The following is a 21,829-nucleotide window of genomic DNA, read 5'->3' as shown; positions in this document are numbered from 1 at the left end:
TAAAGAGATGAAACTGGCTGTCATTGGAACGGGCTATGTCGGGCTCGTATCGGGAGTATGCTTCTCCGAGCTCGGCAACGAAGTGGTCTGCGTGGATAAGATCGAGGCCAAAATCGAGATGCTGAAGCAGGGCGAGGTGCCGATCTACGAGCCGGGACTGAAGCAGCTGATCGAACGAAACACCGAGGCAGGGCGGCTCAGCTTCACGACGAATCTGGTCGCTGCCGTCCAGCAATCGGATATCGTGATACTGGCTGTCGGCACCCCGTCTCTTCCGAATGGAGAGGCGAATCTAAGCTATATCAAGCAAGCCGCGCAAGAAATTGCGCTGGCGATGAACGGTTACAAAATCGTGGTCACGAAGAGCACGGTTCCGGTAGGAACGAACGAAAAAATCGGTTCCATTTTGGCTGAATTTTCGATCCATCACTTTGATATCGCATCGGTCCCCGAATTCCTGCGCGAAGGCTCTGCGGTAAGGGATACGCTCAACCCGGATCGAATCGTCATCGGCGCTGACAGCGTCATGGCGAAGGAGCGGCTCAAGGCTCTTCACCGTCCGCTTACGGACAAAATCCTGGTAACGGATATCCGCAGCGCGGAAATGATCAAGTACGCCTCGAATGCCTTCCTGGCGACAAAGATCAGCTTCATCAACGAAATCGCCAACATCTGCGAAAAGGTCGGAGCCGATGTGACGCTGGTGGCCGAAGGCATGGGGTACGACAATCGGATCGGGCCGTCCTTCCTCAAGGCCGGCATCGGGTATGGCGGCTCTTGCTTCCCCAAGGATACCGAAGCTCTCATTCAGATCGCCGGACATGTGGATTACGAATTCAAACTGCTGAAGTCGGTCGTGGATGTGAACCGCGATCAACGGTTCAACGTCATCCGCAAGCTGGAAACGACTCTGGGCGAGCTGAGCGGCAGAACGGTCGCCATCTGGGGGCTGGCCTTCAAGCCGGAGACGGATGATGTGCGCGATGCGCCGGCCTTCGAAATTATTCAAGCCCTGCTGAATAAAGGGGCAAAGATCCGTGCTTATGATCCTGTCGCTCAAGAAAACTTCCGCAGCCTGCTGAATGAACCGGATGTCAACTACTGCTCCTCGGCGGAAGAGGCCGCTTCCGGAGCGGATGCCCTCTGCTTGCTTACGGAGTGGGCCGAGTTCCGTGAATTCCCGCTCTCGAGACTGGAGACGCTGCTCAAGCGGCCCGTTCTTATTGACGGAAGAAATCAATTCACCGAAGAAGAACTCGCGGATACTTCCTTCATCTATTATTCCGTCGGCAGGCCGAACCTGAACAAAGGCGTAAAAGAGCAAAGCCCCGCACTTTTATTTTAACGGAGGACTTATGAACAGAAGCGAAGCGGTCAAGCTGCTGGACCGGATTCATGGACGGCATTCCTTGAGTGGAATGACAGAGGAGAACTGGAGAGAGGCTTGGGCGGATATTCAGGATTCGTTCACTGGGACCCAATTCTATCATCTGTTGCGTGCGGACCGGATGGACTTGGTCCCCTCATGGCTGCAGAGCGAGCTCAAGGCGGAAGCGGATCGGGTCCTGTTCCAGAACATGCTGATCCGCTCGGAGCTGAAGAAGCTGCTCAAGGCATTCGATGCGGCCGGGATCCCGGTCATAACGCTCAAAGGGATTCGAATGGCAGAAAGATATTTCGGCCATTTCGCCGCGAGGCCGACGACCGATCTCGATCTGCTGGTGCGTCCGCAGGATTTGGAGAGAGCGTCGAAGCTGCTGTCCGGCATGGACTTCCAACAGGATGACAGTCCCGACAGCGACCACTTCCATCTTCTGTTCAATAAGTTCTATGACAATCCGATGTTCCCGTTTCTTGCGGTAGAACTGCACTGGGACATACTCCGGTCTCATGCCTCGGATACGGATACCGAAGGTTTATGGGATAGGTCCCAGCCCTATCCGGGTTATGCCGGGGTGAGGGAGCTGTCCGACGAAGACAGCTTGTATCATATCTGCCTGCACGGCTTCAACCATCAGATGCTGTCGCTGAAATATATCATGGATGTAGCGCGGCTTGTTGTCGAAACAGCTCCTGCACTCAGATGGGCAACGATGATGGCCCGTGCTCGGAAAGACGGAAACTGCTCAAAACTGATTACGGTTTTGTCTCTGGTATATTCTCTATGTCCATCGCTGGAAACAATCAAGCCTTTGCCGGATCGCAAAAAATGGCCTCTCTGGAACGAAGATCTGATGAGGGAATCCGGTCTTGGCCTCAAAAGCCGTCGGTATTATTTCTTTCGCCTCATGTCGATCTTCGTCATGTATGATTCTGCGGGAGCGATGCTGAATCATCTGCGATATCTCTTCCTGCCGCCCCGCGATTACGCGCGATCCCAATTCAGGGAAGACAAGGGCGGCTCTTTGCTGTCCCTGTACGCACGAATTTACCGGATCCGGCTGCGGAATGTATTCGGAGGCAGAACGATGCGAGCCGGCACAAAGGAGTATGACACCTGATGAGCACCATTCAAAAGCGGGTTTTGATTTCCGTTCTTTCCATCCTGCTGGTCTCGGGACTTGCTGTGGTCGGTTTCGGCTGGTATCTCTACAACAATTTGAAGGGGACGGCCCAGAAGGTCTATGAGCCGACCAGCCGCACGAATTACGTAAGCAAAGATCCTGGTGTGATCAAAACGGCGCAGACCGGGAACTCGGATAATCTGCCCTTTACCGTACTTGTTATGGGTGTCGATCAACGACCCGGAGACCAGGGGCGCTCCGATACGATGATGCTGCTCGCGGCAAATCCGCAAAAAAACGACCTGCTCATGGTGAGCATTCCGCGGGACACGAGAACGACGATCGTCGGTCGCGACGTTGAAGACAAGATCAACCACGCGTACGCCTTCGGGGGCGTGAACATGTCGGTGCAGACGGTAGAGAGTTTTCTGGACTTCCCGGTGGATTACTATGTGAAGGTCAACATGGAGGGCTTCGTAAAAATCGTTGATTTATTGGGCGGAGTTGAAGTCAATAATCCGTTCAGCTTCACCATTGACGGACAAAAGTACGACAAGGGCAAGTTGAAGCTGGATGGTGAATCCGCGCTGCTATACTCCCGCATGCGCTACGACGATCCTCGAGGCGACTTCGGCCGCACGGCTCGCCAGCGCGATATCATCCAGCAGGTGATGAAGAACGCTCTTACGGTCAGCAGCCTGACGAAGGCCAGCGACATGCTGGAGGAGATCGGCAGCAACGTGAAGACGGACATCTCCTTCGACACGATGAAGGATATGCTGATCAATTACCGGCCCAAGATCGAGAAGATCGAGCAGCAGGAGATCAGCGGCCAAGGCAAGATGATGAATGGGATCTGGTACTACATCGTCGATCAAGGCGAGCGGGACAAGATCCACGAGCTGCTCAAGAAGCATCAGGAGCAGGAAGCCCAGCCTTCGTTGAATTAAGACGTTCCATAGCTCGAAAGGGGGATCTCAGCCGATGAAGGGAGCCTACTACGCGCCAGCGATGGCCAAGAAACCGTCTGCTGCCGGCACAGCATGGCTGAAGCCGGTGTTATGGTTATCCTTGGCCGCCTGGATTGCCCTGATCTTCCTGTTCTCGTCGCAGTCCTACCAGACGCAGACGATCAAGCCCGCGCTGGAGAGGAGCTTCACCGCCGAGCAGGCAACGGCGTTCCTGCCCGACCTCGGTTTCACCTACAGCCGGCATGAGTATGACACGGCCGTCGATCCCTACGACGTCATGGAGTTCATCTTCCGCAAGTCGGCGCACCTGTTCGTCTACGCGGTGCTTGCCGGTCTTGCCTGGTCTTTGCAGCGAGTCTACCGCGTATACCCGCCGATTCTGCTTTTCAACGTCGTCGCCCTCACGCTCCTGGTCGCCTGTGGCGATGAGCTCAACCAACAATTCTCAACCATGCGTACCCCGAACCCCGAGGATGTGCTGATCGATCTGATCGGCGGCAGCCTCGGGGTCTTTATTCTATATGCAGTCTCGACCGGCCTCCGCTGGTCTAGATCCTTGTCCGCCCGCATATCCTAAGGCACTTTTGGCGGACAGGGGGTCATGTCGTTGTTCCGGAGAAGAAGGAGATTTCCGGTCTTCAAGCTTCTGCTTGCTGTAGCCGGGCTGCTTGCGGCCTGGGTGCTGATCAGGGGCATAACGGGACTGGCGGAGGGGAACGGTTCGGGGGACGCCCGCGAAGTCGTGGAGAGCTTCTACACGATGGAGCGGGAGGGCAACTTCGGAGGGTCCTGGGAGCTGTTCCATTCCCAGATGAAGGAGCATTTCACCAAGGACAGCTACATCCAGAAGCGAGCCCATGTATTCATGCAGGACTTCGGCGTCAACACCTTCAGCTTCAAGCTCGGAAGCGGCAAGACGGTGAGCGGCTGGCATATGAGCGCGGACAGTCCGGCGCTGCCGGAGGTCTATGCCGTGCCGGTGACGATGCTGTATGAGAGCAGCTTTGGCGTTTTCGATCTCGAGCAGACGGTCTACGCGGCGAAGGAAGGCGATGAATGGAAGATCCTCTGGTCATATCAAGGGAATTCCTTGAACGAATCCTCTTGACGTGATACAAAATGTATCGTAAATTGGAGAAAGGAGGTGGAAAATCATGAAGGCGTATAATCCTCCTAAGGTCATCCTTCATCAATCCGTTGAATTCGGAACGGTCAACATCAGCAACAACTTTTTCTACAAGTGGTGCAAGCAGTTCAACTTCCGTCCGTTTATTTGCAGACTGTTCTACGGCAGCGGAAGCATCGGCGGAGCGAACGGCATCCATGCACCGTTTGACGGTGTGAAGGGAACGCCTAAGTGAGTCGAAACCAATAGGAGCGGGACGCGAGGTGGGTGTCATGAAGTCGTATCAGTCTCCCCGGATCATCATGCATCAGGCGGTTGAGTTCGGCACCGTCAATATCAGCAATAATTTCTTCTATCAATGGTGCAAATGCTACAACTTCAAGCCGTTCATTTGCAGGCTGTTTTATGGCAATATCGGCCCCAAAGGAGCATCAGGCATCTCCACTCCGCTTGATTTCCCGGAAGGCTGGATTCCGAAAAAATAGGTCGATCAGCTTTCCGGATGAGGTGGATGTCGATGAAGCCGTATATGGCTCCAGCTGTACTTATGCATCAGACGGTCGAGTTCGGAACCGTCAATATCAGCAACAACTGGTTCTACAAATGGTGTGTCAGCCAAGGGATGAGGCCGTTCATCTGCAAGCTGTTCTACGGCTCGAACCCAGGCAATCCTTGCGGCTGCAGCAAGCCGCTCGGGTATCTGGACCGTTACGACGGTCCGAAGTAATCCACCGCACCGGCAATCCTGAGGGGGAACGGGCCATAGGCCGTCCGTTCCCCTCTCTCGGAGCATCGATGCGGCGAATTGTCACATACGGGGTGATACAATATGTATCTGTATACGTCAAGAATCAGGGATCATCGGCTTGTCTTCACCGTCCAGACCGAGCATCTGAAGGAATGGATCGCCAGCCGGTTCCCGGAAGAGATGGATGAGTCGACGGATGGCAGCGGTCAAGCCGTTGAATCGATCCATCTGTACATAACGGATTTCTACGGTTCCATGTACGATGACGGTCCCGTGGAGATCGAAGACAACGGCGAGACGGTGACGTACAAGCGGATCGACTATCGGATGGAAGTCTCGGCCGATTACGGCAGCGTCGATCTGAAGGTATTCGACGATCTGGCGCTCAAGCATGCGCTCATCGCCTGGTACAGCGCCTGGCTGATCCACCGCCGCAAAGGCCTCCTGATCCATTCCTCCTGCGTCGTGGAGAACGGCAAGGCCTGGATCTTCGTCGGCCACTCCGGAGCTGGCAAGTCCACGGTCGCCGAGCTGTCGGCGCCGCGGCCGATCTTGTCCGACGAGGCGACTCTCCTGCTGTTCGACGGCCAGGGCGGCATCGTCATCCAGGACTCGCCGCTGCGCAGCGAGAACGAGGAGCGGGGCGAGGCGAGCAACTGCCCGCTTGGCGGCATCCATTTCCTCATCCAATCGCCGGATGTGCACAGAGTCCGGCTGGGCAAGGTGGACACTCTGATCGGCCTCATGGACAAGGTGTTCTATTGGAAGCACAGCAAGCTGGAGACGGGCAAGATGATCGCGGCATGCCGCGAGGTCGTCGAGAAGGTGCCTGCGTACAATCTCTATTTTCAAAAAAACGATGCGTTCTGGGGGCAGATTTCATGACGATATCGGCAGGCCGGATCCTGCGCCGGCAGGAATCCGTCGAGTCGGCGGAGATGGACGGGGAGTGGGTGCTGCTTGATCTCGACAGCCACTCCATTACCAAGGTCAACGAGATGGGCGGTTATATCTGGGAGCAGCTGGAGCATCACAACACGATCGAGCAGCTCATCGACATGATCGCCTCCGAGTACGATGTGGACCGCGAGGTCGCCAGACGGGATGCGGAAGCGTTCATCGCGGAGCTGATCGCAGTAGGACTGGTCACGCATGGATAGCAGGGGCGAGGATATGGCTCCGATCGTTGCCGCCTTGCTGTGCAAGCGCGGCAGCATCGAGCTGCCGTCCTTCGGGATGAGCATGTATCCCTTAATCCAGGAAGGCGACGTCAGCCGGTTCATCCAGACGGACCCTGAATATCTGAGAATAGGGGATATATGCTTGTTCGTGAACCGCTATGGGATCATGACCGGTCATAGACTGGTCGGCATAGAGGGCGAAGACGGGGAAACAACGTACATTTTCCGCGGAGATACCAGTTATATTCCGGATGATCCCGTTCCTGCCGAAGCGATTCTGGCGAAATGGACCGGCGTCAGGCGCGGCGCGAAATGGACGCTGGATCCTGGTCTGTATGCGTGGATGATGACGACTCTGGTGCTTCGAATCCCGCTGACGCGCAAGGTGCTGCGCAAGCTGGGCAATTGGAGCATGTCCAGGAAGCCTCTCTACCGCTCCACATCCTAGTGCGCCGGAGCTGAGCGCGGAAAGGCCGGTAGCAATCATGGCAAGGACACCGAAGCAGCACAAGGCAATACTCGAGGGCGAGGCTGCGGGAGCGGCCTCCGCTCTCAGGCTGAGGCTGGATCAAGCCTGGCTCAAGCTGAGCGGAGACATCAACGAGGCGCGCCAGTTCGAATCCTACCGCGTTCTGTTCACCGACCGGGAGGTTGCGGTCCTGAACGACAGGGGGCAGCTGCAGCGGAGATACCCCAAAGGAACGATCGATGACATCGAATTCCGCCAGGCCTTGTCGGGCGGAGCCTTGATCCTGATGACGAGGGACGGCATGCGGGAAGCGGGCAGGTTCTCCGCCGCCCATGCGGAGGCATGCGCCAAGGCGATGCCGGCCATCAGAGCCTGGCTCGACGAGCCGGTGCCTGTGCCGGGCTTCGCTGCGGGGCAGGAGCCGTCCGCGCCCGCGTCAGACAGCGGGCAGGACGACGGTGGCGGAGCGGGGCATGAACCGGCCGCGGACGCCCTCCAGCGGACGGGCAGAGCCTGCGCCGTCTGCGGCAGGCGCCTGCTGCACCGGCGGACCAAGTGCCTGCGCTGCAGCAACAAGGCCCGGATGTTCCGGCGCATACTCGCTTATGCCTCGCCTCACCGCAAGCTGATGAAGGCCAGCGGCATCCTGCTGCTGCTGAGCATTCTCCTGGAACTGCTCCCTACTTATCTCATGAAGCTCCTGATCGACAACTTCACAGCAGGTGGAAATGCTTCCTTGCTTCTGCTGCTCATCGGCGCGATGGCCGGCGCTCATCTGGCGGGAACGGGCTTGTCCATGGCCAGAAGCTACATCGGCCTGCGCTTCGGCGGCAAGCTGATGGGCGATATCCGCAAGGATGCGTTCGCCTCGCTGATGCGGCTGTCGCTCGGATATTTCGACCGGAGGCAGGTATCCCAGTTCATCGGGCGCGTCCAGAACGATACGGAGGAGCTCAAGCAGTTCCTGACGGAAGGCTTCATCCAGATTCTGTCCCAGGTATTGATGGCGGTCGGGGTGCTGGGCCTGCTGTTCTACCTGAGCGCCCCTCTGACCTGGATGATTCTGATTCCGCTCCCTTTCCTCGGTCTCGGGATGATCTGGCTGTGGCCGCGCGTGCAGGTCATGTGGTACTCGCAGTGGATGGGCACGATGGGGGTCAACAACGTCATCGGCGAAACGCTTCAAGGCATCCGGGTCATCAAGGCATTCGCCCAGGAGAAGCGGGAAAAAGAGCGCTTCGGCAAAGCCAACGACCTGCTCGTCAAAAAGATGATCTCCATGGGCAATATGTGGATCGGCATCTCGCCTGTCTTCTCTCTCGTCATTGCCGCCTTCGGCCTGCTCGTCTGGTATATGGGGGGCAGGCATGTCCTCGACGGCAGCATGTCGCTGGGATCGCTGACGGCTTATGCTTCCTACCTGGTCATGTTCTTCGGCCCGCTGCAGTTCATGGGCGCTTCGCTCGGGATGATCAACCGGGTCATGGGATCGGCGGAGCGGATCTTCGAGATCATGGACGCGCCGAGCGATACGCCGGATCGGGAGGACGCGGCGGCGCTGCCGGCCGTCCAGGGCGAGATCCGGTTCGAGGGCGTGAGGTACGGCTACGACAAGCAGCGCACGGTTCTCAAAGGAATCGACCTCGCCATCCGGCCCGGCGAGATGGTCGGCCTGGTGGGCCATTCCGGAGCGGGCAAGACGACGCTGATCAACATGGTCTGCCGCTTCTACGATCCCGATGACGGCCGCATCAGCCTGGACGGGGTCGATCTGCGGGATATCCGCCAGGAAAGCCTGCGCTCCCATATCGGGGTCGTGCTCCAGGAGACGTTCCTGTTCGACGGCACGATCGCCCAGAATATCGCCTACGGCATGAAGGACGCGACTCCCGAGCGGATCATCGAGGCGGCGCGGATCGCCAACGCCCATACGTTCATCTGCGGCTTTCCCGAAGGCTACGAGACGAGGGTCGGGGAGCGCGGGCACCGGCTGTCGGGCGGGGAGAAGCAGCGGATCGCGATTGCGCGGGCGGTGCTGCTCGATCCGGCGATCCTCATCCTCGACGAGGCGACGGCTTCGGTCGATACCGAGACGGAGCGTGAAATTCAGGAAGCCCTTGCCCGCTTGATCCGCGGCCGGACGACGATCGCGATCGCGCACAGGCTGTCTACGCTCCGCGGGGCGGACCGGCTCATCGTGCTGGACAATGGCCGCATAGCCGAGACAGGCACGCATGACGAGCTGTACAAGAGCAAAGGGACGTATTACAGGCTGGTCGAGTCGCAGAAGCAGATGACCGAGCCGCCTTCGGAGGTGGGATAGGAATGATGAACAATCTCGTCTATATGAACCGCTCCAAGCCGGATGATGTGCTGCTGTACCACAACCGCGAAGGATACTTGAAGGCGGTGCGCGGCGGCGAGCAGATGGGGAGGGTGAAGCTGGTCCGCTGCTTCCCGTATTCCTTGCCGGATCGGCTCATCTCCATTCGATCCTATGAAGACAATGTGGAGATCGCCTTGCTGGCCGAGCTGGATCAGCTGGAGGAGGAAAGCCGCCAGGCCGCCGTCCTGGAGCTGGAGCGCAGCTATATCATTCCCCGGATCGAACGGATCGCTGCCATCCGCAAAAAAGGTTCGGAGTGGATCTGGTCGGTCGAGACGGATTATGGCCCGAGCACGCTGCGCATGAGCATCCTCCACGAAGGCATCCATGAGCTGTCCGACGGCAGGTGGATCGTGACGGACGATGACGAACGGCGGTACGAGCTGTCCGGGCTGGAGCGGATGGACCGGAACAGCCGGGAGCAGTGGGGCAAGATCAGTTGAGGACGAGCCTGAGCCTGTTGGATGGATAAGCCGAACCCCGGATGCAATGCCTAACGGTATTGCATCCGGGGCTATTTGATAATATAACGAGAAGGAATTCAGCTATATTCGTCAAATATGTAAGCGTATTCATCTTGAGAACGCTTTCGACAAAAAAATGAGTTTTAGCCCTTGACGGGAATCGAGATTTGTCATAAATTATAGAAGGAGTTTATGATACATTTTGTAACAATGCATCGGCTGCTTGCGAGCAGGATGCAAGCTCCCCGTATTACGCAAAAACCTTTGCCGTTGAAGTCGTCAGATCGGATTTAAGTTCTGGCAAGGTTACAGCCGACAAGAAGCAATCGCCCGCGATCCTGAGCTTTCGGCCAGGAATCAGATACAGTTCGTAACCTAAGCCGTCCCATTTTTTCATCTAAGGAGAGATGCAGCTTGACCGAGCAATTCCACTGCGTGTGCTGCGAGAAGTTGGTATCCCGCCAGGAAGCGGAGATCCTGTTCAAAACCGGTTTCTATCGCCGTTCCTACCGTCTCGGCTACTGCCGTTCCTGCGCTATGAGCCTGGATGCGGAAGATTCGGGAAGCGGTGGTTCCCACTTCGAGATCGTGGCCTTGCCTGCGGAGCGCAGGACGAGAGAGGGAAGCGGATTTATCGGGCGCGGCAAGATTCTTACTGCCTGACTTTTCCAGAGAGGCTGATCCTGCCTGGGCAAGGCAGGTTTTTTTTTGCCCGGATCTGTTCTTGCCTTGCGTGCGGCAGCCTTCAAATTGCTTTCCCGACCAAGGTCCAGGTTCCACTTTCCCTGCTTGATGGTCTATAATACTACAGGATATGTAAAGAGCTGGAAGGCCATATGGGAGGTGCGGGTTTGGAGACGAGCGCAATCGTTCAATTCAGGAACGTGACCAAGAAAATAGGAGGCAAGACCATTATCGACGGCCTCACTCTGGATTTGCCGCGGGGTGAAGTATTCGGCTTTCTCGGTCCGAACGGATCGGGCAAGACGACGACGATCCGGATGATGGTAGGCCTGATGAGAATGACGGAAGGCGAAATCCGCATCGGCGGAGCCAGCATCGCCACGGATTACGAGAAGGCGATCCGCCATGTAGGGGCTATCGTCGAAAATCCGGAGATGTACAAATACTTGACGGGATACCAGAACCTGCTTCACTTCGCTCGCATGATTCCGGGAGTCGGGAGGAACCGCATCGACGAAGTCATCCGTCTTGCGGGGCTGGACAAGCGGATCCACGACAAGGTGAAGACCTACTCGCTGGGCATGAGGCAGAGGCTGGGCGTCGCCCAGGCGCTGCTGCACAAGCCGTCGCTGCTGATCCTGGACGAGCCGACCAACGGCCTTGATCCTGCCGGCATCCGGGAGCTGAGGGATTACCTGCGCAGGCTCGCCGAAGAGGAAGGGATTACGGTATTCGTCTCGAGCCATCTGCTCTCCGAGATGGAGCTGATGTGCGATCAGGTCGCCATCATCCAGGCCGGCAAGCTGATCGATATCCGCTCGCTGCGCAGCGGCGAGGGATCGCAGGAAGCGATGCCCGTACCGGTCCAGTTCGAGCTCGACCGTCCGGACGATGCGCTGGCGATCATCCGCCAGTCGATCCGTCCTGCCGGAGACGACGGGGGCAGGGAGATTCGCGCATCGGTAAAGGACGGATTGCTGGTCATCGACGCGCTGCGCGAGGATATAGCGGAGCTCAACGCTCTCCTGGTGAAGGAAGGCATCCGGGTATACGGAATCCGGTCCAAGGCCAAGTCGCTCGAGGATCAATTCCTGGAAGTGACGGGAGGTGAGTCGGTTGTTTGATTTCGGGAATCTCGTGCTCAACGAGAACATGAAGATCTACCGGCGCGCCCGGGTATGGATCATGTGGGGACTCATGGTCCTTGCGATTGCCGCGGTATCGGGAATCGCCTATTCATCCAGTGTGAACACGCCTTCCATGTGGCAGATGGTCGGCATCGAGACGATCGTGATGATGCCGCTGGTCAGCATTTTCGCCGTCATTGTCGCCGCTGACATCGTCGCGGGAGAATTCACGGCGGGAACGATCAAGCTGCTGCTGATCCGCCCTTGGTCCCGCTCGAAAATCCTGCTGTCCAAGTACGCGGCGACGCTTCTGTTCGGATTTTTCAGCATGGCGCTGCTGTATGCCGCGCTGCTGCTGGTCAACATCATCTTCTTCGGCTACGAGAAAGGCATCAAGGCGGCTCAGGTGTTCGGAGCCGCGGACCCGACGTTGTCGGCCTGGTCGTATTTCAACCAGTCCTTCATCATGCAGTTCATCTCTCTGATCGTGACCGTCACGCTGGCTTTCATGATTTCATCGGTGTTCCGCAGCGGCGCCCTGGCGATCGGACTTTCCTTGTTCGTCGTGCTGATGGGCAAGACGCTCGGCCAGCTGTTCGGGCTGATCGACCGCCAATGGGTCGATTACGTGCTGTTCCAGCATCTCGATCTGACCCGATACATCGGCATGGGCTCCAGCGGGGCGAGCGACGGCATGACGCTGGGCTTCTCTCTCGCCGTCCTTGCCGGCTATTATGTCATCTTCATGGCTTTGTCATGGTTCGTGTTTACGAGACGCGATGTTGCGGCTTGACGCTGCTTGCGTCAGTTTGAATCCATACCCCTGTATTTGCCGACTTGGAGTTCTTCCTTTTTGAACCCCGTCGCGCAAATGCCGGGTTTTTTTGTGTTTTTCCTGGAAAACAGCATCCGAATCTGCGGGAGTTAAGATTTTGGTATGCATGCTAATGAATTGGTATGTCCTCGGAGGGAGCCCGATTTTATAATCAGGCAAGAGTCTGCGGCTTGCATGCCGTAAAGGGGGAATCAGATTGATCAAGAAAGCATTTTCGGCGGCTTTAAGCATCTCATTGATATTGTCGCTTGTTGCGGCTCCGGCAGCGGCCGGCAGCCCGGCGGACAAGCCGGTAAAGGATGGGAATATCCATTTTGCGGATATGAACGGCCACTGGGCGTCGACAGCGGCTGATCGGCTGGCTCGAGCCGGCGTCTTAGCCGGGTATGGAGATGGTCTTTACAAGCCGGATGCGCTAGTCACCCGCGCAGAATTCGCCGTCCTGCTGGATCGTGTGTTCCATTACGGCAAGTCTGAAGGAGAGGCGTTCAGCGATGTGCCGCAAACGGCATGGTTCGCGGAGGCGGCGCTCAAGGTCCGGAATGCCGGTGTCATCCAAGGCTATGAAGACGGCGGTTTTCATCCCGGGGAAGCCGTCCTAAGACAGGACGCGGCTGTTCTCCTGACGAGAGCTTTCAGTCTGGAGAGACCGCTTCCGGCTACGGGGGAATTGGCCGATGAACGAGATCTTTCCGGTTATGCGAGATCTGCTGTGCATGCGATGCTTTCGGCCGGTTATTTGAAGGGCGAGACTTCAGGGAAAGTGCTGCCGCGGAAGGCTCTTACCCGCGCGGAAGCCGCCGTCCTGCTGGATCGCATGCTCGGCTGGATCGCCGGAGAACCCGGAGAGTTCAGCTTGGGGGAAAGCAGCGGGAATGCCGTAATCAATCAGCCAGGCGTCACGCTGCGCAGCGGCATGATCCCAGCCAACCTGTACATTTCGGAAGGGGCGGGAGATGGCGATGCGCTGCTGGATGGCATCGAGGTACGGGGAGCGGTATGGATCCGCGGGGGAGGAGAGAACTCGGTTACGTTCAGCAGCTCCCGGCTGAAGCTTGCGACAATCGGGAAACGGCAAGGAAAAGTGCGCGTCGTCCTGGAAGGACAGACTCTCGCTGACAGCCTTGTCGTGGACAAGCCTTCGATTCTGGTCGTGAAGGCTGGCTCGAAGGCGGCAGACGTCCGGATTCTTGATTCGGCCAAGGGTTCGTCTATTACGACGGAAGGAGTCATCGGCCGCCTGAGCATTGAGGCCGATGGAGTCACAGTCAACGGGAAGGCCGCAGCCAAGGGAACAGTAATGGCGCTGCCTGAGGAGGCAGGGATGCCGACAGCGGCTCCGGCGGCAACGCCGACAGCGCCGACAGCCCCGACAGCCCCGACAACAGCGCCGACAACAGCCCCGACGGCAGCGCCGACAACAGCGCCGACAGCAGCGCCGACAGCAACACCAACAACAGGCCCGACGGCAACGCCGACAACAGCTCCGACTGCAACGCCGACAGCAGCCCCGACGGCAGCGCCGACTGCAACGCCGGCTCCGGCGCAGTCATGGAGCCTGGTATGGAACGATGAGTTCGACGGAGGCGCGATCGACACGAGCAAGTGGAACGTGATGGATACAGGTACGGTATACAACAACGAGCTGGAATATTATCTTCCTCAAAATGCCGATATCGCCCAAGATAGCGGCAACAGCGTGCTCAAGATTCAGGCCAAAAGAGAGTCCTATGGCGGGAAGGCATATACTTCCGGCAAGCTGACCAGCAAAATGAAGGGCGACTGGACGTATGGAAAGTTCGTCATCCGCGCGAAGCTGCCCATTCAGCAGGGCATGTGGCCGGCAATCTGGATGATGCCGACCGATGAGCTGGAGCAATACGGTCCATGGCCGGGCAGCGGGGAGATCGACATCATGGAATTGACTGGCCCGGTTGCAGGAGATGCGGCGAATGCTTCCCTGTATCCGAGAACCGTCCATGGCTCTCTTCACTACGATAATCCGCATGCCTACCAGACCGAGAAATATGTTCTCCCCGAAGGACATACCTTTGCGGACGATTACCACGAGTTCAGCATGGAATGGCTGCCAGGGTTGATCCGCTATTATGTTGACGGCAATCTGTATTTTGAAACCAGCGATTGGGGTACGAAGGGCATCGGGCAGTCGGATTATTATACGTATCCGGCTCCGTTCGACCGTCCGTTCCATCTCATCCTCAATCTGGCCGTCGGGGGAGATTGGCCGGGCAATCCCAAGGATGAATTCCAGACGGACGAAATGATGGTAGACTACGTTCGCGTCTATCAATATGACGATTTGGCGAGCTGGCCCGATGTAACCGGCAAGAGGCCCGAGAATCCGGGAGCGGAGCAGCCGCAGCGTTCGCCGATGCCGGATGGCAACCAGATCCATAACGGCAACTTCGGTTCGCCCGTCGTCGACGGCGTGCCGCAGAACTGGGAATTCCTGCTCAATGCGGGCGGCGCAGGAGAGGTCAGCGTCCTGGAGGACCCGGCCAAGGGCAGCGCTGTCAAGGTATCGCCTACGCAGGCGGGTTCCGAGAAATACTCGGTGCAGCTGACCCAGATGCCGATGTTCCTGCAGAAGGGCAAAGCATATAAAGTCTCCTTTGACGCCAAAGCGGATGCTCCCCGCACGATCATGTCCAAGCTGACGGAGTTCGGCGGCAACTGGAACGCCTACTCTCAGGAGCGGAGCATCAATCTGTCCGATGAGTGGCAGCGGTACGAATATACGTTCAATATGGATGCGGTCTCGGACAATAACGCCCGGTTCGAGTTCAATCTGGGCCTAAGCACGACGGCCGTCTATTTCACGAATGTTTCCGTCGTCGAAACCGAACGGCCCGCCGAGAAGAGAACGGCGCTGCCGGACGGCAACCTAATCTACAACGGCGGCTTCGATCAGGGCAGCGGCCGCCTCGCTTATTGGTCCTGGTCGCAGGCTGACGGGGCTGGAGCAAACGTATACGTCACCAATGACCTGAAATTCCCCCTCATGGAACGACGGCTCAAGATGGATCTGACGGATGGAGGAGACTCTGTCGATGCGGTCAAAATCTATCAGCCGCAGCTTCCTTTGAAGGAAAACACCTTGTACGTGCTTACCTTCGATGCTGTCGCGGACCGTGACCGCACGATCGGCCTCTCTCTGAATGCGGGAGCGGACGGGGAGATTCTGTATGCCGGCGGTTCCGTCATCGGGATTACCGATCAGTGGAGCACGTACAGCAAAGAGATCGAGCTGCGCAAAGGAAGCTCGGCAGGAGAAGCGGTTCTGGCTATTCTGGCAGGAGGCAGCTCGGGACAACTCGGCCTGGACAATGTGCGGCTTGTGAAAAAGACGGTCAGCGGGGAGAATCTCGTGCCGAATGGTGATTTTGCCGAAGCGCTGAGAGGCTGGAACAAGTACTCGACCGATGACTCTCAGCTGTCTATCCGGCAGAGCGGGCAGGAGACGCTGCAGATCCAGCTCGGCAGCTCGGGGGACAATTCCTGGGACCGCCAGGTCTATTATGAGGGCATTCCTTACAGCAATGGCAGCAGATACACGCTGAGCTTCAAGGCCAAGGCGCAGACGGCGCGCAGCATGAATATCAGCATCGGCTGGCTGGATGCGGCCGACAACTACGCTTGGCACGGATACGGCAGCAAAGTGTTCGAGCTCGGCACCGAGTATCAGACCTACTCCTATACGTTCGATGTCGCCCCGGACAGCACCCTCATCGGCCGCTTGTCTTTCGAGCTGGGCAGGATAACGGGCATGGAGGGCGGAACCAATATCATCGATATCGATGATGTCATCCTGACCCTTGACGGAGATTCGGCCGCCGGCTGACGGCAGCCAAAAGAAGACAAGCCGCTTCAGAGCAGGAACGCTGCTTCTGAAGCGGCTGTCTTTTGCTATCTCCCCCTATCCCTGAACTCCTGGGGTGTCATCCCGTTGCTCTCTTTGAACAGCTTGATGAAATAATGGGCGTTGGAGTAGCCGAGCATGCTGGAAATTTCATAGATTTTGAGAGGGGAATGAGACAGCAAGTACGCGGCCCTCTCCATTTTGCAGGAGAAAATGTAATCGCTGATTTTTTGGCCGGTTTCGGATTTGTAGATCTTGGACAGATAGACGGGATGAAGTCCGACATGTTCGGCAATGGAGGGCAAGGAAATATAGTGCAGATTCTGCTCTATGTACTCATGAACGCTCCGAATCATCTCGGAACGCAGATCCTTGCGCTGCGAGTCGAAGTGGAGCTTGATCTGCTGCAGCGCGCGTATTCCCCAATCCAGAAGCCGCTCCGGAGTGTGAAAGGTTTTCTGGTCATGAAACGGCTGTCCCAGGATGTCTCCAAGCCGCTTGTTGTTGCGGTGGGCGACATGGTAGAAGGCGGCCTCCAAGTAGTGCCTGGCCTCCTGGATATGCTCGGTGGAATGATCGGTGCTTTGCTTCAGCTCATGGAATACCGCTCTGATCTTTTCTTCGATCGCATCCCAGCTGCTCGTCTCGAACAGATGGAACAAGGTCGGAGGCTCATAGAGCGATTGCAGCATCTGTACTTCCGATGCAGGGGGCGGTTCTTCTCCGGAGAGAAAAACGCCTGTCTCGGGCCCGATCTGTTGGCGGATCCGCGCTATCGAGAGCTGGTACAGAGATCGCGCCCTGCCGGGGAACGGTCCCCAGCCGCTCGTGACGACGGATATCCCCCCTCCGATGACGCTGTTCACCTTCTGCTGCAGATGATAAGCCGTCTGCTCCAGCCGTCTGCTGCTGGAGGCCGCATCGGCACCAGACTTGGGCATGAGCAGAAACACGAGATAATCATAGGAATCCTTGCAGCTCCACAGATGGAAATGCTCCGCAAAAAGCTCATCCGCGATATTCACGATCGCATATTCGAACAGATCCAGGCTCTTCTGGTCATGCCTCTGGAAGTATTCTTCCGGGCGCACGATGAGCAGAGCCATCGGATCGCCGATCTTCAGAGGCAGCCGGTACGTGAGCATCAGTTCGGAGAGCCGGGCTTGAGACAGGCGGCGATTTCCTTGGAGGATGTCGTTGAGCAGCCGGTCTCGAAGAAGCGGCAGATGCTCCTGGAGAGTTTTGACCGATTGCTGATAGGACGACAATGCCTCCCATTCCCGCTGGATTTCCAGCGCGAGCTGCCGGAGGACATCGATGAGCTGTGCATCGGCCACTGGCTTAAGCAAATATCGGCTCGCTTGCTGCCGTACCGCTTCCTTGGCATAGTCGAAGTCGGCATGTCCGGTAAGCAGCACGCATTTGATACGCTTCCAGCGCATGCGGATCTGCTCGAGCAGCTGCAGGCCGCTCATGGCAGGCATGTTGATATCCGTAACGACGATATCGATTGGATGAAGGTCGAGAATGGCAAGCGCTTCTTGTCCGGAGTAGGCTTTGTGCACGGGGTCGAAGCCCAGCTCCAGCCAAGGCAGCGCAATGGACAGATCATCTACGGCATAGGGTTCGTCATCAACCAGAAGCAGCTGCAGCATGCATGTCCTCTTTTCTCTGGATGCAAAGGGTTATTTTGAGTCCGCCCAGCCGGGATGGCTCCATCGCCAGCCCGGAGCCGGGGCCGTATTGGGTGCGGAGGCGCTGCTGGACATTCCACAGCCCGCAGCTGCCTTCCTGCCGGACCGGGTTGCTGATCATGCCGGATAGCCGCTCGGCCTCATCGGCTTGGAGTCCGGGGCCGCTGTCTTCTACCGCAAGATGCAGCATGTTCCCGTCGATGCCGCCATGGATATGAATACACCCGATTCCGGGCTTCTTTTCGATGCCGTGAACGATGCTGTTCTCGACGAGAGGCTGGAGGAGCAGCCTTGCGATAGGCTCGTCCAGCAACGCTTCCGGCACATCGATTCGATAGTCCAGCCGCTGCTTGCGCAGATTCTGGATGGAAAGGTAATTGTCCAGCAGGGCGAGCTCTTCGCGGATCGTCGTGCTCGGTGCATCCAGCCTGGTGATGTAGCGGAAGTATTCCGCTAGATTCAGCGCCATCGCTTCCACGGAATCGGTATCTCCGATTCGGGCCTTGCTCTTCATGAAGTAGAGGCAATTATAGAGGAAATGCGGATTGATCTGAGATTGCAGCTGCTTGAGATAAGCATCCTTCACCCTCAGCTCCTCTGCGTAGACCCGTTCGATAAGCTTCTGGATCTGATCGGCCATTTCATTGAATTCTTCGTTCAGCAGGGAGAATTCAGTGGATGACTTGAGATGGATCCGGGTCGACCATTGCCGTTCCTTCAGCCTGTGCACCGCCTTGATCAGCATGCTGACCGGACGCTGGACCTGGCGGAACAGCAGGAAGGAGAACATGACGCCAAGGGCCAGCAGCATGAAAGAAGCCGTGTAAAAGGATCTTCGGCTGCTCTCAAGCGGCTTGAGGATCTGTTCCAGCGCCGAGTAATGCACCACATGCCAACCGAGCGAAGGGGACCAGACTATGCTGGTCAAATACCGCTTGCCGCCTGCTTCCACGATGGCGGATTTGTTCCGGCCCGGCTCCATAGAGCCTGCTTTGCCCAGGAGCTCGTCCACCAGCTTCAAATCGGCCGACTGCTGATGCACGAGGCCTGTGCCTGGACGGTAAAGAAAGGTATCGCCGGTATATCGAACCTGGTAATCCTGGATTGACTTTTGCACATTGGCAGCAGGAAAGCGAACTTCCATGATGAGATCCGCATCCATCGGAGCTTCAGAGGCATGCGAAGGACTGGCCAGAATCATCCGGAACTCCCCCTCTGTTCCGGAGCCGCTGTCCGGAGGGATGTACTCCCAGCCGGATGAAAGCGGCCGCTCCAGAAGCGATTCGTCGAATTGAAAGGATGAGTCCGGAGAAAGGGATTCACGCGTCTGGACGTTGTAGAGCATGATCCGGCTGTTCAGATTGCCTGAGCTGCTCAGGAGCGACAGCTTCTCCAGCACGCCTGCGATCGTACGGTTCTGGTCAACCAGATGGCCGAGCCCGCTGATCTGTCCATAATCCCGCAGCGTCGGATCTCTCTGCAGCATGTGGGCGTTCGTAGACAACTGATCGATGCTGCTGTCCAGCTGCTGAGTGAAGTACTCGAGGTGGTTGAGATCGGTGGCGGTCAGCTGGCCGGTAATGACATCGATATCCTGTCGGTGCGATCTGCCGTAGAAGAGCATTGTAATCGCTATGATCGCAACGAGCATGGAGAGGATTTTAAGAAACAGGTTGAGGCGCGCGAACAAAGGGATCACCCTTCTGGAAGCGATTTGATTCCGTTTACTCTCAGTATAGTATAATTGCGTTGTCATAGAGTGGGTGAATTCGACGAAAGAAGGAATAGACTTGTCAAAAGCAGTCCTCGTCATCATGCTGCTGGTCTTATGCTGCACGGCATGCAGAAGCTCCGATGCTGCATCGCCGGCAGAGAACGCGGAATCCACCGTTCATTATGACAGCCGTCTAGGCAAATATAGTCCTCCTGTCGCGCTGACAACGGTCGGAGCGATCAATCCCGATGTCTCGTTCATCAACGGAGACAGCCTGGAGGACAATGTCCATACCCGCTGGGCGCTGGAGCGGCTCGGCATCCGGCTCCAGTACCAATGGAGCATCCCGGATACAGCGAATGCCTATGTCAACAAGCTCCGATTGGGTCTTGCTCAGGGCACGCTGCCGGACATCGTCGCTGTCAGAGACAAGGACTTCATTCAGGAGGCGATCGATTCCGGCAAGTTCATGGAGGTCGGAGAGCTGTTTGACCGGCTGGCCTCACCTGTCTGGAAGAACGCGATGAGGGAAGACCCGTCGGTATGGGATTTCACGGAAAGGGACAGAAAGAACTATGCCATCCCCATTCTGGATTACGACTATGCTTCCGATCCCGTGTTATGGATCCGGCAGGATTGGCTGGACCGGCTGAAGCTGGCAGCTCCAACTACTCTGGATGAACTGGAGAAGGTGATGGATGCGTTCAGGAACAGAGATCCGGACGGCAACGGGCTGAGCGACACCTACGGCTTGTCCATCAGCTTTGCCAACGGCTCCAGCACCTGGATGGGTGACAGCAGCTGGCTATTCGGGGCTTACGGAGCCGTACCCAAGCAATGGAATGCGGGGAGCGGCGGCTTGTTGGAATATGGCTCCGTGTCGAAGGGAGCCCAGGATGCGCTGCGAATGATGAAGGACTGGATTCAAAAGGGCTATCTGTCCGGGGACAGCCAGTGGCATGACGAGGAGCGGGCAGCCGAGGCATTCGTCCAAGGGAAAGCCGGGATGATCGCAGGGCCATACTGGATGTCCGGTTGGCCGCTCATCGATCTGATCAAGCTTAATCCGGCTGCCGATATCAAGGCAATTCCGCTGCCGGCAGGACCGGGAGGAAGGGTTCTCCGCAGAGGCACGCTGCCGATCAATGGAGCCGTGCTCATCCACAAAAACATGAAGAACCCGGAAATCTTTTTCACCTACCAGAATTATTTGTTCGACCACTATGCCGTTCCGAGCGGAGATCTGGCCAACGGCCTCGGCGAAGGTTACGACTGGATAAAAATGAACGGCGTTCCGACCAAGGATCCCATCTTCCTTCCGCATGGCGGAGTTCGGGTAGCGTCCTATACATTGACCTTCGACGGGGCGCGCATTCCTTCCTCATTCACCCAAGCCGTATCGGATCCCGTTGTTCCTGTCCTGCTTTCCCAGCAGGGTTCATCCGTCAAAGAAGCTTTCACCGGGCCGTTGACGCCGACCATGAGAACCAAGTGGGAGCTGCTGCAGAAGCTGGAGCAGAAAACATTCGAGAACATTCTATATGGCAGCGGATCGCCCTCCGAGCATGATTCGTTCGTGCGGCTGTGGTACGAATACGGCGGAGAGCAGATTACGCATGAAGTCAATGAATGGTATCGGGAGAAACAGCAAACCGGACGCGGCTCCTCCTAGCCGCATCCGGTTTCTCTTGTCATGCCGGCCTGTCAGTTGCTCGTATACTTCAGCCAGTCGTAGGAAGCGTACCTCCTGCTCCGTTGGTAAATCAATTGAATTGGACCTTGGTCGTGTCCTTGCCGAGGAATTCGATGTCGATCTCATCCCAGGGAATTCCGTCTGATGGACCGGTATAAGTGAAAAAGGAGGATACGATGCCGGTGTTCTTGGCAGGCTTCATGTTGACTTCCTACCCTTCGTGCTATATTGGTTACATGTGAATGGTACTCCCGATTTCGATAGCGCTGTCATAAAAAACAAAGCTGCGTACCAAGATCGCAACTTTTTTCCCGAAATCAAAACAGGTTTCCGGGAGAGGATCCCGGAAACCG

The 21,829-nt window shown here is 57.0% G+C and carries 20 protein-coding genes and 1 pseudogene; 18 read left to right on the top strand and 3 right to left on the bottom strand.

Features of this window, described 5'->3' with window-relative positions; genetic code table 11:
• Positions 1-7 precede the first annotated feature (7 nt).
• The 17 genes from ACLBWT_RS19795 to ACLBWT_RS19715 all read left to right on the top strand — a co-directional run bounded on the left by ACLBWT_RS19795 (position 8) and on the right by ACLBWT_RS19715 (position 16,357).
• Positions 8-1,345 carry a UDP-glucose dehydrogenase family protein gene (locus ACLBWT_RS19795; protein WP_447664840.1) on the top strand — a complete coding sequence of 446 codons (1,338 nt, stop codon included), beginning with the start codon at positions 8-10 and terminating at the stop codon, positions 1,343-1,345.
• Positions 1,346-1,355: 10 nt separating this feature from the next.
• Positions 1,356-2,501 carry a nucleotidyltransferase domain-containing protein gene (locus ACLBWT_RS19790; protein WP_447664839.1) on the top strand — a complete coding sequence of 382 codons (1,146 nt, stop codon included), beginning with the start codon at positions 1,356-1,358 and terminating at the stop codon, positions 2,499-2,501.
• On the top strand, positions 2,501-3,454 hold the full coding sequence (locus ACLBWT_RS19785; RefSeq protein ID WP_447664838.1) for an LCP family glycopolymer transferase: 954 nt from the start codon (positions 2,501-2,503) through the stop codon (positions 3,452-3,454). The genes ACLBWT_RS19790 and ACLBWT_RS19785 overlap by 1 nt, the downstream gene beginning before the upstream one ends.
• A gap of 34 nt (positions 3,455-3,488) precedes the next feature.
• On the top strand, positions 3,489-4,052 hold the full coding sequence (locus ACLBWT_RS19780; RefSeq protein WP_447664837.1) for a VanZ family protein: 564 nt from the start codon (positions 3,489-3,491) through the stop codon (positions 4,050-4,052).
• A gap of 30 nt (positions 4,053-4,082) precedes the next feature.
• Positions 4,083-4,583, top strand: a complete 501-nt coding sequence (locus ACLBWT_RS19775; RefSeq protein WP_447664836.1) for a hypothetical protein — start codon at positions 4,083-4,085, stop codon at positions 4,581-4,583.
• 46 nt (positions 4,584-4,629) lie between these two features.
• Entirely contained in the window at positions 4,630-4,836 is a 207-nt protein-coding gene (locus tag ACLBWT_RS19770) for a hypothetical protein (protein ID WP_447664835.1), read from the top strand.
• A 37-nt stretch (positions 4,837-4,873) separates the two neighbouring features.
• On the top strand, positions 4,874-5,086 hold the full coding sequence (locus tag ACLBWT_RS19765; RefSeq protein ID WP_447664834.1) for a hypothetical protein: 213 nt from the start codon (positions 4,874-4,876) through the stop codon (positions 5,084-5,086).
• A 32-nt stretch (positions 5,087-5,118) separates the two neighbouring features.
• Positions 5,119-5,328 carry a hypothetical protein gene (locus ACLBWT_RS19760; protein WP_447664833.1) on the top strand — a complete coding sequence of 70 codons (210 nt, stop codon included), beginning with the start codon at positions 5,119-5,121 and terminating at the stop codon, positions 5,326-5,328.
• Between the two features lie 102 nt (positions 5,329-5,430).
• Positions 5,431-6,234: a hypothetical protein gene (locus ACLBWT_RS19755; protein ID WP_447664832.1), complete on the top strand. Its 804-nt coding sequence runs from the start codon at positions 5,431-5,433 to the stop codon at positions 6,232-6,234.
• Positions 6,231-6,509, top strand: coding sequence for a PqqD family protein (locus ACLBWT_RS19750; RefSeq protein WP_447664831.1), 279 nt, complete (start codon positions 6,231-6,233; stop codon positions 6,507-6,509). The genes ACLBWT_RS19755 and ACLBWT_RS19750 overlap by 4 nt, the downstream gene beginning before the upstream one ends.
• A gap of 13 nt (positions 6,510-6,522) precedes the next feature.
• Positions 6,523-6,978: a signal peptidase I gene (locus tag ACLBWT_RS19745; RefSeq protein WP_447664830.1), complete on the top strand. Its 456-nt coding sequence runs from the start codon at positions 6,523-6,525 to the stop codon at positions 6,976-6,978.
• 37 nt (positions 6,979-7,015) lie between these two features.
• Entirely contained in the window at positions 7,016-9,322 is a 2,307-nt protein-coding gene (locus ACLBWT_RS19740) for an ABC transporter ATP-binding protein (RefSeq protein ID WP_447664829.1), read from the top strand.
• A 2-nt stretch (positions 9,323-9,324) separates the two neighbouring features.
• Positions 9,325-9,828 (top strand): DUF1854 domain-containing protein, encoded by a 504-nt coding sequence (locus tag ACLBWT_RS19735; protein ID WP_447664828.1) that lies wholly within the window; start codon positions 9,325-9,327, stop codon positions 9,826-9,828.
• 435 nt (positions 9,829-10,263) lie between these two features.
• Complete coding sequence (locus ACLBWT_RS19730; RefSeq protein WP_447664827.1) at positions 10,264-10,512, top strand: hypothetical protein; 249 nt, start codon at positions 10,264-10,266, stop codon at positions 10,510-10,512.
• A 188-nt stretch (positions 10,513-10,700) separates the two neighbouring features.
• Positions 10,701-11,657, top strand: coding sequence for an ABC transporter ATP-binding protein (locus ACLBWT_RS19725; protein WP_447664826.1), 957 nt, complete (start codon positions 10,701-10,703; stop codon positions 11,655-11,657).
• Positions 11,650-12,453, top strand: a complete 804-nt coding sequence (locus tag ACLBWT_RS19720) for an ABC transporter permease (RefSeq protein WP_447664825.1) — start codon at positions 11,650-11,652, stop codon at positions 12,451-12,453. Before ACLBWT_RS19725 ends, ACLBWT_RS19720 begins: the two co-directional genes overlap by 8 nt.
• A 238-nt stretch (positions 12,454-12,691) precedes the next feature.
• Positions 12,692-16,357: a carbohydrate binding domain-containing protein gene (locus ACLBWT_RS19715; protein ID WP_447664824.1), complete on the top strand. Its 3,666-nt coding sequence runs from the start codon at positions 12,692-12,694 to the stop codon at positions 16,355-16,357.
• A gap of 65 nt (positions 16,358-16,422) precedes the next feature.
• Here ACLBWT_RS19715 and ACLBWT_RS19710 read toward each other — a convergent pair whose 3' ends face one another.
• Entirely contained in the window at positions 16,423-18,030 is a 1,608-nt protein-coding gene (locus tag ACLBWT_RS19710) for a response regulator transcription factor (protein ID WP_447664823.1), read from the bottom strand.
• Positions 18,008-19,768 (bottom strand): sensor histidine kinase, encoded by a 1,761-nt coding sequence (locus tag ACLBWT_RS19705; RefSeq protein ID WP_447664822.1) that lies wholly within the window; start codon positions 19,766-19,768, stop codon positions 18,008-18,010. The genes ACLBWT_RS19710 and ACLBWT_RS19705 overlap by 23 nt, the downstream gene beginning before the upstream one ends.
• Positions 19,769-19,859: 91 nt before the next feature.
• On the opposite strand from ACLBWT_RS19705, the gene ACLBWT_RS19700 reads away from it, so the two are divergent.
• Positions 19,860-21,455: an extracellular solute-binding protein gene (locus ACLBWT_RS19700; protein ID WP_447664821.1), complete on the top strand. Its 1,596-nt coding sequence runs from the start codon at positions 19,860-19,862 to the stop codon at positions 21,453-21,455.
• A gap of 94 nt (positions 21,456-21,549) precedes the next feature.
• On the opposite strand, the pseudogene ACLBWT_RS19695 reads toward ACLBWT_RS19700, so the two are convergent.
• Positions 21,550-21,687 (bottom strand): annotated as a pseudogene (locus tag ACLBWT_RS19695) (family 16 glycosylhydrolase); the annotation flags it as partial.
• Positions 21,688-21,829: the final 142 nt, after the last annotated feature.

Source organism: Paenibacillus sp. D51F, assembly GCF_053345695.1.
The sequence above is the reverse complement of the archived record's forward strand: the minus strand, read 5'-3'. Positions and strand labels throughout refer to the sequence as shown.

Coding starts and splice junctions, on each gene's coding strand:
- ACLBWT_RS19795 (WP_447664840.1), top strand. CDS start 8: ATGAAACTGGCTGTCATTGGAACGGGCTATGTCGGGCTCGTATCGGGA.
- ACLBWT_RS19790 (WP_447664839.1), top strand. CDS start 1,356: ATGAACAGAAGCGAAGCGGTCAAGCTGCTGGACCGGATTCATGGACGG.
- ACLBWT_RS19785 (WP_447664838.1), top strand. CDS start 2,501: ATGAGCACCATTCAAAAGCGGGTTTTGATTTCCGTTCTTTCCATCCTG.
- ACLBWT_RS19780 (WP_447664837.1), top strand. CDS start 3,489: ATGAAGGGAGCCTACTACGCGCCAGCGATGGCCAAGAAACCGTCTGCT.
- ACLBWT_RS19770 (WP_447664835.1), top strand. CDS start 4,630: ATGAAGGCGTATAATCCTCCTAAGGTCATCCTTCATCAATCCGTTGAA.
- ACLBWT_RS19765 (WP_447664834.1), top strand. CDS start 4,874: ATGAAGTCGTATCAGTCTCCCCGGATCATCATGCATCAGGCGGTTGAG.
- ACLBWT_RS19760 (WP_447664833.1), top strand. CDS start 5,119: ATGAAGCCGTATATGGCTCCAGCTGTACTTATGCATCAGACGGTCGAG.
- ACLBWT_RS19755 (WP_447664832.1), top strand. CDS start 5,431: ATGTATCTGTATACGTCAAGAATCAGGGATCATCGGCTTGTCTTCACC.
- ACLBWT_RS19750 (WP_447664831.1), top strand. CDS start 6,231: ATGACGATATCGGCAGGCCGGATCCTGCGCCGGCAGGAATCCGTCGAG.
- ACLBWT_RS19745 (WP_447664830.1), top strand. CDS start 6,523: ATGGCTCCGATCGTTGCCGCCTTGCTGTGCAAGCGCGGCAGCATCGAG.
- ACLBWT_RS19740 (WP_447664829.1), top strand. CDS start 7,016: ATGGCAAGGACACCGAAGCAGCACAAGGCAATACTCGAGGGCGAGGCT.
- ACLBWT_RS19735 (WP_447664828.1), top strand. CDS start 9,325: ATGATGAACAATCTCGTCTATATGAACCGCTCCAAGCCGGATGATGTG.
- ACLBWT_RS19710 (WP_447664823.1), bottom strand. CDS start 18,030: ATGCTGCAGCTGCTTCTGGTTGATGACGAACCCTATGCCGTAGATGAT.